Raw genomic sequence first — 14,978 nt, forward strand, 5'->3', positions numbered from 1 at the left:
ATTATTTCACTGCGTCTTTAAGTGCTTTACCAGCAACGAAAGCAGGAACATTAGCTGCTGCGATTTGAATTTCAGCACCAGTCTTAGGGTTACGACCAGTACGTGCAGCGCGGTGGTTTACTTTGAATGTACCAAAACCAATTAGTTGAACTTGGTCACCCTCTTTAAGTGCACCAGATACACCTTCAAGAGTAGCTTCAAGAGCAGCTTTAGCTTGTGCTTTAGATAGGTCTGCTTTCTCTGCGATAAAGTCGATTAATTGGGTCTTGTTCATTAGGTTTCCCTTCTCATATGTTATCGAATTCGACTCACTCTAAAGCATAAATGCCCCATCTGGCAAAGGTTTGTAGGCATTCTTTGGCTTTGATGCCTTACTTTTAACCACAATATGAGTAATAACTCACAAATTGTTACCAGCTAAGCCATAATCAATACTTGTTTTAAATCAATTTAACCTTATTTATTAACCGCTCAAACAACGTTAAGCCTGATATTACGCGGTTTAGAGATGATAAAATACGCACACCAATAATGCCCAGGCATATCGAAACGGGAATTTTCACTCGAATTGTGAGACCATTTCATAGCAAAATTAGGTCGTGGTAATAACTTTTATAGGAACAATATGTTGCTGCTAACTATATACGTCACTGTCGCGATTGGCGTATCTTTTATCTGTTCAGTTCTCGAAGCGGTCTTACTAAGTATTACTCCGAGCTTTATTGCTCAAATGCGTCAAAATGGTCATCCAGCGGCAGATAAACTTGCCAAGCTAAAACAAGACATTGACCGTCCATTGGCTTCTATCCTGACTCTAAACACCATTGCACACACTATCGGTGCGGCAACAGCGGGTGCTCAAGCAGCGATTGTGTTCGGTAGCGAATGGTTAGGTGTGTTCTCTGCCGTACTAACGTTAGCTATTCTTGTTCTATCTGAAATCGTGCCAAAAACGATTGGTGCAACTTACTGGCGCCAACTTGCGCCATTTGCAGCTAGCACGCTACGTTGGATGGTATGGCTACTGACACCATTCGTATGGTTCTCTGAACAAATTACTAAACGTCTTGCACGTGGTCATGAAGCACCAAAAATGCGTGATGAACTATCAGCAATGGCAATTCTAGCGAGAGAGAGTGGTGAATTTGCAGAGGGTGAATCAAAAATTCTAAGTAACCTTCTGGGCATTCAAGAAGTACCAGTAACACAAGTGATGACACCACGCACGGTACTATTCCGTGTCGATGCAGAAATGACAATCAAAGAGTTCTTAGCAGAACACCGCGATACACCATTTTCTCGCCCGCTGGTTTATAGCGAAACGAATGACAATATCGTCGGCTTTGTCCATCGCCTTGAGCTGTTCAAGTTAAAACAATCAGGCAGCGGAGATAAGCAACTTGGCTCTGTAATGCGCCCTGTGCATGTTTTGCTAAATAACATGCCTTTGCCTAAAGCGTTTGACCAAATGCTCTCTAAGCGCCTTCAGCTATCACTAGTGGTCGATGAATACGGTACTGTACTGGGTCTGTTGACGCTGGAAGATATCTTTGAACACTTAATCGGCGAAGAGATTGTTGATGAAGCCGATAATGCAACCGACATGCAAGAGCTGGCGTTTGAACGCTGGGATCAATGGAAGAAGCAACACGGTGTAATCGAGAGTCGTGATGACGACGATGAGGAATACGAGCCTCAAACGGTCGATAAAGATAAATAATAGTTGGTCGAATTAGAAAAGGGAGCTCAAGCTCCCTTTTTTGTATCTTGGGTTTGTATCGATTATAGACTGATACCGATATTACTCACGCCTTCTTCTTTCAGTTCTGCACGTAAGTCTTTAATCAAATCAATATCACGTTCTTCTGCGTCTTTTAACGGACGGAAGATAGCCCACTGAACATCCCATTCCGCGCACACAGCTTCATTGTCTTTTTGATTTTCATCAGTGATTTCTTCACCGGTTTGCGCTTCTTCTAGTTGAGCAACTGTCACGACAGACTGCTGACTTACTTTCTGCATACTTTCGAACAGATCATCACGATCAAGTAAACCATGGATCATCGTTGATAGTGCAACGCACGCATCGATTGCTGGGTAGACGCCGTAAAAATCAAAATCTTCTGAGCTAGGAATGATCTCTTCTAACTTCTCAAGTTGACGCTCAAAGTTAACCTTTGCCGTTTTCACCGTTAGTTGTTCCCAGATACTATCTAGAATGTCACGATAGGTGCGAGCCGAAGCAAACTGAGTGTTTTCACAAAACATTGCGTAGTTTGGGTACATACGCTCACACAGACAAGCCATGAAGGTTATCTGTTTCCAAGGTTCTAACTTCTCAAGACGAAGCTGAAGTGGGTTTCTTAGCATAATGGCTCAATTGGTTGCAGAAAAATACAGCGGCAGTTTACTTGATAACCAGCAGGGAAAAAAGCAAAGCCTATGAACAATTTCACGAAAAAACTCTTTATTTTGACAGAGCAAAACGAGACATACCAAAAGCTGGTTGAATCGTACAATCTACCTAGTTTAGAGATAACACCACACGCTCGTGAAGCGCATATCATTTTGGCGGCACCACCGCTGGTCGCTCCCATACTGAATCAGTGTGAAAACTTACAATGGGTTCAATCCGTTTATGCCGGCGTAGATGCTCTAATCAAAGATAGCCTACGCCAAGATTACCTGCTGACAAATGTGAAAGGTATTTTCGGACAACAAATATCGGAATACGTATTGGGCTTGAGTATTGAGCACTATCGTCATTTGCAGCTCTACAAACAACAGCAGACCAAAGCAAATTGGCAACCTCATCAGTATCAAACCTTAGATAGCAAAACCATGACAATCGTTGGTACAGGTGAAATAGGCACGCATTTAGCTAAAGTGGCAAGCGTATTCGGCATTACAACGCAGGGCGTCAATACTAGTGGGATCCCAAAAGCCAGTTCGCCTTTTAGTCGAATTTATCATATCGATGAATTAGCAACAGCCATTAGCCACTCTGACATCGTTGTTTCAACCTTACCTGACACCATCAAGACTCGAGGCATCTTCAATCATCAGGCATTTAGCCAGGCGCAGAATGTGCTGTTTTTTAATGTCGGACGTGGAAACAGCGTTAACCAAGCAGCACTATTACGCGCATTGAAGAGTAAGCAAATTGAGCATGCTTTTCTCGACGTGTTTGAGCAAGAGCCACTAAATGACGACCACCCATACTGGCGCCACCCAAACATTACCATCACACCCCACATCGCTGCCCTAAGTTTTCCAGAACAAGTGGTGAAGATATTTGTCGATAACTATCTACACTGGGAACAAGGCTATACACTGCACAACAGAATTGATTTCAATAAAGGCTACTGATGCTAGAACAATTGCTTAAACAAATCAGACAATGCCGCTTGTGCGAACCAGAGCTACCTTTAGGAGCCAACCCCATAATTCAAGCTCATCAGGATGCAAGATTGTTGATCATTGGCCAAGCTCCAGGTACACGGGTGCACAAAAGCTCAATTCCTTGGAATGATCCCAGCGGTGACAGGCTAAGAGAATGGTTACAGATCGATAAGCCTACGTTTTATGCTCCTCGCAAAATAGCGATTATGCCTATGGGTTTATGCTACCCGGGAAAAGGAAACAGTGGTGATCTACCACCCAGAAAAGAATGCGCACCTAAATGGCATCAAGCAGTGCTTGAACATCTGCCCAATATCGAAATGACGCTGTTAATCGGACAGTATGCACAAAACTATTACCTAAGCGATAAACCGAAAACCCTCACTGAAACCGTGAGGAATTGGCAGCAGTGGGCACCTAAATATATTCCTTTGCCACACCCCTCACCTCGTAACACGCTCTGGCTCAAGAAAAACCCATGGTTTGAAGCAGATGTTGTGGCTTATATAAGAGAGTATGTACAGCAGAAAGTTTAAGTAGGAAGGTTTCACTACGGAATAATAGACGATCGCTACAGATACATCCCAAAGCGATGTAGATAGCTAAGATATCGAGCGTTCCAATTTGATTTTCATTGAATGTAAAAAAGCTCTGCGATTTCTTGCGGACACGCCTAGTGAGGGCTTTACAATAAGTGGCGGAGCTGCTGGGCTGGCAATCCAGTGGGACTCGATTCCTTTGCAAGGAACTTTTCTTCAGATATTAAAAACCCGACGCTTTCGCATCGGGTTAAATAAGTGGCGGGTGGACGGGACTCGAACCCGCGACCCCCGGCGTGACAGGCCGGTATTCTAACCAACTGAACTACCACTCCGCAGTGGACTACTTGTCGTCGCTGACAAGTGTTCATAATTTAAAGCCTGGCGATGTCCTACTCTCACATGGGGAAGCCCCACACTACCATCGGCGCTAATTCGTTTCACTTCTGAGTTCGGCATGGAATCAGGTGGGTCCAAATCGCTATGGTCGCCAAGCAAATTCTTTAATTCGGAAAGCTGTTTTCAGTTCTTACACATTCAATGTTCTATTTGAGTCCAATCAAAACCCCTTGGGTGTTGTATGGTTAAGCCTCACGGGCAATTAGTATCAGTTAGCTCAATGCCTCACAGCACTTACACACCTGACCTATCAACGTCGTAGTCTCCGACAACCCTTTAGGATACTTAAAGTATCAGGAGAACTCATCTCAGGCTCGCTTCCCGCTTAGATGCTTTCAGCGGTTATCGATTCCGAACTTAGCTACCGGGCAATGCGTCTGGCGACACAACCCGAACACCAGAGGTTCGTCCTCCGGTCCTCTCGTACTAGGAGCAGCCCTTTCAATTCTCCAACGCCCACGGCAGATAGGGACCGAACTGTCTCACGACGTTCTAAACCCAGCTCGCGTACCACTTTAAATGGCGAACAGCCACCCTACCCTTGACTTCGCTTCCAGGATGTGATGAGCCGACATCGAGGTGCCAAACACCGCCGTCGATATGAACTCTTGGGCGGTATCAGCCTGTTATCCCCGGGTACCTTTTATCCGTTGAGCGATGGCCCTTCCATTCAGAACCACCGGATCACTATGACCTGCTTTCGCACCTGCTCGAACCGTCATTCTCGCAGTTAAGCGGGCTTATGCCATTGCACTAACCTCACGATGTCCAACCGTGATTAGCCCACCTTCGTGCTCCTCCGTTACTCTTGGGAGGAGACCGCCCCAGTCAAACCACCAGGCACTGTCCGTAACCCCGATTAGGGGTCGACGTTAGAACATCAACACTACAGGGTGGTATTTCAAGGACGGCTCCACAAATACTGGCGTACTTGCTTCAAAGCCTCCACCTATCCTACATGTAGGGTCAATGTTCAGTGCCAAGCTGTAGTAAAGGTTCACGGGGTCTTTCCGTCTAGCGCGGGTACACTGCATCTTCACAGCGATTTCAATTTCACTGAGTCTCGGGTGGAGACAGCGTGGCCATCATTACGCCATTCGTGCAGGTCGGAACTTACCCGACAAGGAATTTCGCTACCTTAGGACCGTTATAGTTACGGCCGCCGTTTACCGGGCTTCGATCAAGAGCTTCGACCGAAGTCTAACCCCATCAATTAACCTTCCGGCACCGGGCAGGCGTCACACCGTATACGTCATCTTACGATTTTGCACAGTGCTGTGTTTTAATAAACAGTTGCAGCCACCTGGTATCTGCGACTCTCAATAGCTCCATCCGCGAGGGACTTCACCGTCAAGAGCGTACCTTCTCCCGAAGTTACGGTACCATTTTGCCTAGTTCCTTCACCCGAGTTCTCTCAAGCGCCTTGGTATTCTCTACCCGACCACCTGTGTCGGTTTGGGGTACGATTCCCCAATCTGAAGCTTAGGGGCTTTCCTGGAAGCATGGCATCAATGACTTCACTACCGTAGTAGCTCGACGTCGTGTCTCAGCCTTAAAAGAGCCGGATTTACCTAACTCTTAAGCCTACGCACTTGAACCTGGACAACCGTCGCCAGGCCCACCTAGCCTTCTCCGTCCCCCATCGCAATTGTAGAAGTACGGGAATATTAACCCGTTTCCCATCGACTACGCCTTTCGGCCTCGCCTTGGGGTCGACTTACCCTGCCCGATTAACGTTGGACAGGAACCCTGGTCTTCCGGCGAGGGTTTTCACCCTTTATCGTTACTCATGTCAGCATTCGCACTTCTGATACCTCCAGCATGCTTTACAACACACCTTCAACGGCTTACAGAACGCTCCCCTACCCAATAACTAAAATTGCCGCAGCTTCGGTTTATAGCTTAGCCCCGTTACATCTTCCGCGCAGGCCGACTCGACTAGTGAGCTATTACGCTTTCTTTAAATGATGGCTGCTTCTAAGCCAACATCCTAGCTGTCTAAGCCTTCCCACATCGTTTCCCACTTAGCTATAATTTGGGACCTTAGCTGGCGGTCTGGGTTGTTTCTCTCCACGACGGACGTTAGCACCCGTGTGTCTCCCGGATAGTACTTACTGGTATTCGGGTTTGCAAAGGGTTGGTAAGTCGGGATGACCCCCTTAACAGTGCTCTACCCCAGTAGTATTCGTCCGAGGCGCTACCTAAATAGCTTTCGGGAGAACCAGCTATCTCCAGGTTTGATTGGCCTTTCACTAGCCACAAGTCATCCGCTAATTTTTCAACATTAGTCGGTTCGGTCCTCCAGTTGATGTTACTCAACCTTCAACCTGCCCATGGCTGAATCACCTGGTTTCGGGTCTATATCCAGAGACTGAACGCCCAGTTAAGACTCGGTTTCCCTACGGCTCCCTAGATGGTTAACCTTGCCACTGAATATAAGTCGCTGACCCATTATACAAAGGTACGCAGTCACAGGACAAAGCCTGCTCCTACTGCTTGTACGTACACGGTTTCAGGTTCTATTTCACTCCCTCACGGGGTTCTTTTCGCCTTTCCCTCACGGTACTGGTTCACTATCGGTCAGTCAGTAGTATTTAGCCTTGGAGGATGGTCCCCATATTCAGACAGGATAACACGTGTCCCGCCCTACTCGATTTCACTGAACACACATCGTCAACTACGGGACTATCACCCTGTATCGTCGGACTTTCCAGACCGTTCGTCTAACGCGTGTAAAGCTTAGGGCTAGTCCAATTTCGCTCGCCGCTACTTTCGGAATCTCGGTTGATTTCTTTTCCTCGGGTACTTAGATGTTTCAGTTCCCCGGTTCGCCTCGTTACGCTATGTATTCACGTAACGATACTTACTTATGTAAGTGGGTTTCCCATTCGGAAATCCCAGACTCAAGTGGCTTTACTGCCTAATCTGGGCTTATCGCAAGTTAATACGTCCTTCATCGCCTCTGACTGCCAAGGCATCCACCGTGTACGCTTAGTCACTTAACCATACAACCCGAAGGAGTTTCGAGTTGATAATCAAATCACCAAAGTTGTCTGCAATTTTATACATGATGCAGACTCGATTTTGCCGGACTCAAATTCCAAGAACACTTGAATGTGTTTTAGTTGTATTCATAAATGAATACTTTGAGAACTTTACAAACAACAATAAATTGTTGTTTTGTCAGCTTTCCAAATTGTTAAAGAGCTTGATTTCTTTCAAAACCATTTTTAAAGATTCTTAAGGAAAAACCTTTAAAGATGGTATCCCGTAGGGAGTCGAACCCTGTTACACCGCCATTGAAAGGGCGGTGTCCTAAACCTCTAGACGAACGGGACACTGGATTTAAAGATTTGGGAAATCTTCATTCTCTTTACTTTATAAACCATCAATCTGTGTGGACACTCATCACGATAATCATCGTATAAGGAGGTGATCCAGCGCCAGGTTCCCCTAGCGCTACCTTGTTACGACTTCACCCCAGTCATGAACCACAAAGTGGTGAGCGTCCTCCCGAAGGTTAAACTACCCACTTCTTTTGCAGCCCACTCCCATGGTGTGACGGGCGGTGTGTACAAGGCCCGGGAACGTATTCACCGTGGCATTCTGATCCACGATTACTAGCGATTCCGACTTCATGGAGTCGAGTTGCAGACTCCAATCCGGACTACGACGTACTTTTTGGGATTCGCTCACTCTCGCGAGTTGGCAGCCCTCTGTATACGCCATTGTAGCACGTGTGTAGCCCTACTCGTAAGGGCCATGATGACTTGACGTCGTCCCCACCTTCCTCCGGTTTATCACCGGCAGTCTCCCTGGAGTTCCCGACATTACTCGCTGGCAAACAAGGATAAGGGTTGCGCTCGTTGCGGGACTTAACCCAACATTTCACAACACGAGCTGACGACAGCCATGCAGCACCTGTCTCATAGTTCCCGAAGGCACCAAAGCATCTCTGCTAAGTTCTATGGATGTCAAGAGTAGGTAAGGTTCTTCGCGTTGCATCGAATTAAACCACATGCTCCACCGCTTGTGGGCCCCGTCAATTCATTTGAGTTTTAATCTTGCGACCGTACTCCCCAGGCGGTCTACTTAACGCGTTAGCTCCGAAAGCCACGGCTCAAGGCCACAACCTCAAGTAGACATCGTTTACGGCGTGGACTACCAGGGTATCTAATCCTGTTTGCTCCCCACGCTTTCGCATCTGAGTGTCAGTATCTGTCCAGGGGGCCGCCTTCGCCACCGGTATTCCTTCAGATCTCTACGCATTTCACCGCTACACCTGAAATTCTACCCCCCTCTACAGTACTCTAGTCAGCCAGTTTCAAATGCAATTCCGAGGTTGAGCCCCGGGCTTTCACATCTGACTTAACTAACCACCTGCATGCGCTTTACGCCCAGTAATTCCGATTAACGCTCGCACCCTCCGTATTACCGCGGCTGCTGGCACGGAGTTAGCCGGTGCTTCTTCTGTCGCTAACGTCAAATCCATACGCTATTAACGCATGAACCTTCCTCACGACTGAAAGTACTTTACAACCCGAAGGCCTTCTTCATACACGCGGCATGGCTGCATCAGGCTTGCGCCCATTGTGCAATATTCCCCACTGCTGCCTCCCGTAGGAGTCTGGACCGTGTCTCAGTTCCAGTGTGGCTGATCATCCTCTCAGACCAGCTAGGGATCGTCGCCTTGGTGAGCCCACCTCACCAACTAGCTAATCCCACCTAGGCATATCCTGACGCGAGGCCCGAAGGTCCCCTCTTTGGCCCGTAGGCATCATGCGGTATTAGCCATCGTTTCCAATGGTTATCCCCCACATCAGGGCAATTTCCTAGGCATTACTCACCCGTCCGCCGCTCGCCGCCCAACAAATCCCCCGAAGGTTCAATGTTGTCGCTGCCGCTCGACTTGCATGTGTTAGGCCTGCCGCCAGCGTTCAATCTGAGCCATGATCAAACTCTTCAATTTAAGATTTTGTGACTCAATGAATACTGATTACATTACATAGTAATGTTGAATTGACTGTGCCGATACTAAGTATCGAATTGGTCACTCAGTTCATTGAAATCAATTTGAAGCCTAAGCTTCTAATTGGATTATCATCAACGAGTGCCCACACAGATTGATAGGTTTATATTGTTAAAGAGCTTTGCTTTCAATGCCTTAGCATCTCAGCGAGGTGCGTATAATACGCTTCCCACTTTGAAAGTCAACATAAAATTCTAAGTTTTCTTAAAACTTTATGGTGACTTGCTTATTAAATAAGCAAGTGCGAAATAAAGCCTGGCGATGTCCTACTCTCACATGGGAAGCCCACACTACCATCGGCGCTAATTCGTTTCACTTCTGAGTTCGGCATGGAATCAGGTGGGTCCAAATCGCTATGGTCGCCAAGCAAATTCTTTAATTCGGAAAGCTGTTTTCGTTCTTACACATTCAATGTTCTGTTTGAGTCCAATCAAAACCCTTGGGTGTTGTATGGTTAAGCCTCACGGGCAATTAGTATCAGTTAGCTCAATGCCTCACAGCACTTACACACCTGACCTATCAACGTCGTAGTCTCCGACAACCCTTTAGGATACTTAAAGTATCAGGAGAACTCATCTCAAGGCTCGCTTCCCGCTTAGATGCTTTCAGCGGTTATCGATTCCGAACTTAGCTACCGGGCAATGCGTCTGGCGACACAACCCGAACACCAGAGGTTCGTCCACTCCGGTCCTCTCGTACTAGGAGCAGCCCCTTTCAATTCTCCAACGCCCACGGCAGATAGGGACCGAACTGTCTCACGACGTTCTAAACCCAGCTCGCGTACCACTTTAAATGGCGAACAGCCATACCCTTGGGACCGACTTCAGCCCCAGGATGTGATGAGCCGACATCGAGGTGCCAAACACCGCCGTCGATATGAACTCTTGGGCGGTATCAGCCTGTTATCCCCGGAGTACCTTTTATCCGTTGAGCGATGGCCCTTCCATTCAGAACCACCGGATCACTATGACCTGCTTTCGCACCTGCTCGAACCGTCATTCTCGCAGTTAAGCGGGCTTATGCCATTGCACTAACCTCACGATGTCCAACCGTGATTAGCCCACCTTCGTGCTCCTCCGTTACTCTTTGGGAGGAGACCGCCCCAGTCAAACTACCCACCAGGCACTGTCCGTAACCCCGATTAGGGGTCGACGTTAGAACATCAACACTACAAGGGTGGTATTTCAAGGACGGCTCCACAAATACTGGCGTACTTGCTTCAAAGCCTCCCACCTATCCTACATGTAGGGTCAATGTTCAGTGCCAAGCTGTAGTAAAGGTTCACGGGGTCTTTCCGTCTAGCCGCGGGTACACTGCATCTTCACAGCGATTTCAATTTCACTGAGTCTCGGGTGGAGACAGCGTGGCCATCATTACGCCATTCGTGCAGGTCGGAACTTACCCGACAAGGAATTTCGCTACCTTAGGACCGTTATAGTTACGGCCGCCGTTTACCGGGGCTTCGATCAAGAGCTTCGACCGAAGTCTAACCCCATCAATTAACCTTCCGGCACCGGGCAGGCGTCACACCGTATACGTCATCTTACGATTTTGCACAGTGCTGTGTTTTAATAAACAGTTGCAGCCACCTGGTATCTGCGACTCTCAATAGCTCCATCCGCGAGGGACTTCACCGTCAAGAGCGTACCTTCTCCCGAAGTTACGGTACCATTTTGCCTAGTTCCTTCACCCGAGTTCTCTCAAGCGCCTTGGTATTCTCTACCCGACCACCTGTGTCGGTTTGGGGTACGATTCCTTACAATCTGAAGCTTAGAGGCTTTTCCTGGAAGCATGGCATCAATGACTTCACTACCGTAGTAGCTCGACGTCGTGTCTCAGCCTTAAAAGAGCCGGATTTACCTAACTCTTAAGCCTACGCACTTGAACCTGGACAACCGTCGCCAGGCCCACCTAGCCTTCTCCGTCCCCATCGCAATTGTAAGAAGTACGGGAATATTAACCCGTTTCCCATCGACTACGCCTTTCGGCCTCGCCTTAGGGTCGACTTACCTGCCCCGATTAACGTTGGACAGGAACCCTTGGTCTTCCGGCGAGGAGGTTTTCACCCTTTATCGTTACTCATGTCAGCATTCGCACTTCTGATACCTCCAGCATGCTTTACAACACACCTTCAACGGCTTACAGAACGCTCCCCTACCCAATAACTAAAAGTTATTGCCGCAGCTTCGGTTTATAGCTTAGCCCCGTTACATCTTCCGCGCAGGCCGACTCGACTAGTGAGCTATTACGCTTTCTTTAAATGATGGCTGCTTCTAAGCCAACATCCTAGCTGTCTAAGCCTTCCCACATCGTTTCCCACTTAGCTATAATTTGGGACCTTAGCTGGCGGTCTGGGTTGTTTCCCTCTCCACGACGGACGTTAGCACCCGCCGTGTGTCTCCCGGATAGTACTTACTGGTATTCGGAGTTTGCAAAGGGTTGGTAAGTCGGGATGACCCCCTAGCCTTAACAGTGCTCTACCCCCAGTAGTATTCGTCCGAGGCGCTACCTAAATAGCTTTCGGGGAGAACCAGCTATCTCCAGGTTTGATTGGCCTTTCACCCCTAGCCACAAGTCATCCGCTAATTTTTCAACATTAGTCGGTTCGGTCCTCCAGTTGATGTTACTCAACCTTCAACCTGCCCATGGCTAGATCACCTGGTTTCGGGTCTATATCCAGAGACTGAACGCCCAGTTAAGACTCGGTTTCCCTACGGCTCCCCTAGATGGTTAACCTTGCCACTGAATATAAGTCGCTGACCCATTATACAAAAGGTACGCAGTCACAGGACAAAGCCTGCTCCTACTGCTTGTACGTACACGGTTTCAGGTTCTATTTCACTCCCCTCACAGGGTTCTTTTCGCCTTTCCCTCACGGTACTGGTTCACTATCGGTCAGTCAGTAGTATTTAGCCTTGGAGGATGGTCCCCATATTCAGACAGGATAACACGTGTCCCGCCCTACTCGATTTCACTGAACACACATCGTCAACTACGGGACTATCACCCTGTATCGTCGGACTTTCCAGACCGTTCGTCTAACGCGTGTAAAGCTTAGGGCTAGTCCAATTTCGCTCGCCGCTACTTTCGGAATCTCGGTTGATTTCTTTCCTCGGGGTACTTAGATGTTTCAGTTCCCCGGTTCGCCTCGTTACGCTATGTATTCACGTAACGATACTTACTATGTAAGTGGGTTTCCCCATTCGGAAATCCCAGACTCAAGTGGCTTTACTGCCTAATCTGGGCTTATCGCAAGTTAATACGTCCTTCATCGCCTCTGACTGCCAAGGCATCCACCGTGTACGCTTAGTCACTTAACCATACAACCCGAAGGAGTTTCGAGTTGATAATCAAATCACCAAAGTTGTCTGCAATTTTATACATGATGCAGACTCGATTTTGCCGGACTCAAATTCCAAGAACACTTGAATGTGTTTTAGTTGTATTCAATAAATGAATACTTTGAGAACTTTACAAACAACAATAAATTGTTGTTTTGTCAGCTTTCAAATTGTTAAAGAGCAATAATAGCTCGAAGCATTTGCTTCAAAACCATCAATCTGTGTGAACACTCATCGCAATAATCATCGTATAAGGAGGTGATCCAGCGCCAGGTTCCCCTAGCGCTACCTTGTTACGACTTCACCCCAGTCATGAACCACAAAGTGGTGAGCGTCCTCCCGAAGGTTAAACTACCCACTTCTTTTGCAGCCCACTCCCATGGTGTGACGGGCGGTGTGTACAAGGCCGGGAACGTATTCACCGTGGCATTCTGATCCACGATTACTAGCGATTCCGACTTCATGGAGTCGAGTTGCAGACTCAATCCGGACTACGACGTACTTTTGGGATTCGCTCACTCTCGCGAGTTGGCAGCCCTCTGTATACGCCATTGTAGCACGTGTAGCCCTACTCGTAAGGGCCATGATGACTTGACGTCGTCCCCACCTTCCTCCGGTTTATCACCGGCAGTCTCCCTGAGTTCCCGACATTACTCGCTGGCAAACAAGGATAAGGGTTGCGCTCGTTGCGGGACTTAACCCAACATTTCACAACACGAGCTGACGACAGCCATGCAGCACCTGTCTCATAGTTCCCGAAGGCACCAAAGCATCTCTGCTAAGTTCTATGGATGTCAAGAGTAGGTAAGGTTCTTCGCGTTGCATCGAATTAAACCACATGCTCCACCGCTTGTGCGGGCCCCCGTCAATTCATTTGAGTTTTAATCTTGCGACCGTACTCCCCAGGCGGTCTACTTAACGCGTTAGCTCCGAAAGCCACGGCTCAAGGCCACAACCTCCAAGTAGACATCGTTTACGGCGTGGACTACCAGGGTATCTAATCCTGTTTGCTCCCCACGCTTTCGCATCTGAGTGTCAGTATCTGTCCAGGGGGCCGCCTTCGCCACCGGTATTCCTTCAGATCTCTACGCATTTCACCGCTACACCTGAAATTCTACCCCCCTCTACAGTACTCTAGTCAGCCAGTTTCAAATGCAATTCCGAGGTTGAGCCCCGGGCTTTCACATCTGACTTAACTAACCACCTGCATGCGCTTTACGCCCAGTAATTCCGATTAACGCTCGCACCCTCCGTATTACCGCGGCTGCTGGCACGAGTTAGCCGGTGCTTCTTCTGTCGCTAACGTCAAATCCATACGCTATTAACGCATGAACCTTCCTCACGACTGAAAGTACTTTACAACCCGAAGGCCTTCTTCATACACGCGGCATGGCTGCATCAGGCTTGCGCCCATTGTGCAATATTCCCCACTGCCTCCCGTAGGAGTCTGGACCGTGTCTCAGTTCCAGTGTGGCTGATCATCCTCTCAGACCAGCTAGGGATCGTCGCCTTGGTGAGCCTTACCTCACCAACTAGCTAATCCCACCTAGGCATATCCTGACGCGAGAGGCCCGAAGGTCCCCCTCTTTGGCCCGTAGGCATCATGCGGTATTAGCCATCGTTTCCAATGGTTATCCCCCACATCAGGGCAATTTCCTAGGCATTACTCACCCGTCCGCCGCTCGCCGCCCAACAAATCCCCCGAAGGTTCAATGTTGTCGCTGCCGCTCGACTTGCATGTGTTAGGCCTGCCGCCAGCGTTCAATCTGAGCCATGATCAAACTCTTCAATTTAAGATTTTGTGACTCAATGAATACTGATTACATTACATAGTAATGTTGAATTGACTGTGCCGATACTAAGTATCGAATTGGTCACTCAGTTCATTGAAATCAATTTGAAGCCTAAGCTTCTAATTGGATTATCATCAACGAGTGCCCACACAGATTGATAGGTTTATATTGTTAAAGAGCTTTGCTTTCAATGCCTTAGCATCTCAGCGAGGTGCGTATAATACGCTTCCCACTTTGAAAGTCAACATAAAATTCTAAGTTTTCTTAAAACTTTATGGTGACTTGCTTATTAAATAAGCAAGTGCGAAATAAAGCCTGGCGATGTCCTACTCTCACATGGGGAAGCCCCACACTACCATCGGCGCTAATTCGTTTCACTTCTGAGTTCGGCATGGAATCAGGTGGGTCCAAATCGCTATGGTCGCCAAGCAAATTCTTTAATTCGGAAAGCTGTTTTCAGTTCTTACACATTCAA

The 14,978-nt window shown here is 47.9% G+C and carries 5 protein-coding genes, 2 tRNA genes and 7 rRNA genes; 3 read left to right on the forward strand and 11 right to left on the reverse strand.

The window, feature by feature from the left end:
* Position 1 precedes the first annotated feature (1 nt).
* Positions 2–274, reverse strand: coding sequence for a nucleoid-associated protein HU-alpha (gene hupA, locus Vt282_RS12800; RefSeq protein WP_075649482.1), 273 nt, complete (start codon positions 272–274; stop codon positions 2–4).
* Between the two features lie 351 nt (positions 275–625).
* Between hupA and Vt282_RS12805 the strand changes: the two genes are divergently transcribed.
* Entirely contained in the window at positions 626–1,720 is a 1,095-nt protein-coding gene (locus tag Vt282_RS12805; protein ID WP_162045396.1) for a CNNM domain-containing protein, read from the forward strand.
* A gap of 62 nt (positions 1,721–1,782) precedes the next feature.
* On the opposite strand, the gene Vt282_RS12810 is transcribed toward Vt282_RS12805, so the two are convergent.
* Positions 1,783–2,370 carry a YjaG family protein gene (locus Vt282_RS12810; RefSeq protein ID WP_162045395.1) on the reverse strand — a complete coding sequence of 196 codons (588 nt, stop codon included), beginning with the start codon at positions 2,368–2,370 and terminating at the stop codon, positions 1,783–1,785.
* A 72-nt stretch (positions 2,371–2,442) separates the two neighbouring features.
* Between Vt282_RS12810 and Vt282_RS12815 the strand changes: the two genes are divergently transcribed.
* Positions 2,443–3,369, forward strand: a complete 927-nt coding sequence (locus Vt282_RS12815; RefSeq protein ID WP_162063556.1) for a D-2-hydroxyacid dehydrogenase — start codon at positions 2,443–2,445, stop codon at positions 3,367–3,369.
* Positions 3,369–3,938 (forward strand): uracil-DNA glycosylase family protein, encoded by a 570-nt coding sequence (locus Vt282_RS12820; protein WP_162063557.1) that lies wholly within the window; start codon positions 3,369–3,371, stop codon positions 3,936–3,938. The genes Vt282_RS12815 and Vt282_RS12820 overlap by 1 nt, the downstream gene beginning before the upstream one ends.
* Positions 3,939–4,200: 262 nt before the next feature.
* On the opposite strand, the gene Vt282_RS12825 is transcribed toward Vt282_RS12820, so the two are convergent.
* From Vt282_RS12825 to rrf (Vt282_RS12865), 9 genes are all read right to left on the reverse strand, one after another.
* Positions 4,201–4,276, reverse strand: a tRNA-Asp gene (locus Vt282_RS12825).
* A 44-nt stretch (positions 4,277–4,320) separates the two neighbouring features.
* A 5S ribosomal RNA gene (gene rrf / locus Vt282_RS12830) occupies positions 4,321–4,436 on the reverse strand.
* A gap of 85 nt (positions 4,437–4,521) precedes the next feature.
* Positions 4,522–7,345 (reverse strand): 23S ribosomal RNA (locus tag Vt282_RS12835).
* Positions 7,346–7,601: 256 nt separating this feature from the next.
* Positions 7,602–7,678, reverse strand: a tRNA-Glu gene (locus Vt282_RS12840).
* A gap of 87 nt (positions 7,679–7,765) precedes the next feature.
* A 16S ribosomal RNA gene (locus Vt282_RS12845) occupies positions 7,766–9,309 on the reverse strand.
* A gap of 313 nt (positions 9,310–9,622) precedes the next feature.
* Positions 9,623–9,736: ribosomal RNA gene (rrf, locus tag Vt282_RS12850) — 5S ribosomal RNA — on the reverse strand.
* 83 nt (positions 9,737–9,819) lie between these two features.
* Positions 9,820–12,689 (reverse strand): 23S ribosomal RNA (locus Vt282_RS12855).
* Positions 12,690–12,961: 272 nt separating this feature from the next.
* Positions 12,962–14,503: ribosomal RNA gene (locus Vt282_RS12860) — 16S ribosomal RNA — on the reverse strand.
* 313 nt (positions 14,504–14,816) lie between these two features.
* A 5S ribosomal RNA gene (rrf, locus tag Vt282_RS12865) occupies positions 14,817–14,932 on the reverse strand.
* Together the 16S, 23S and 5S rRNA genes with 2 tRNA genes alongside form the textbook arrangement of a ribosomal RNA operon.
* Between the last annotated feature and the right edge of the window lie 46 nt (positions 14,933–14,978).

It is taken from the genome of Vibrio taketomensis (assembly GCF_009938165.1).
In the GTDB taxonomy this organism is placed as follows: Bacteria; Pseudomonadota; Gammaproteobacteria; order Enterobacterales; family Vibrionaceae; genus Vibrio; species Vibrio taketomensis.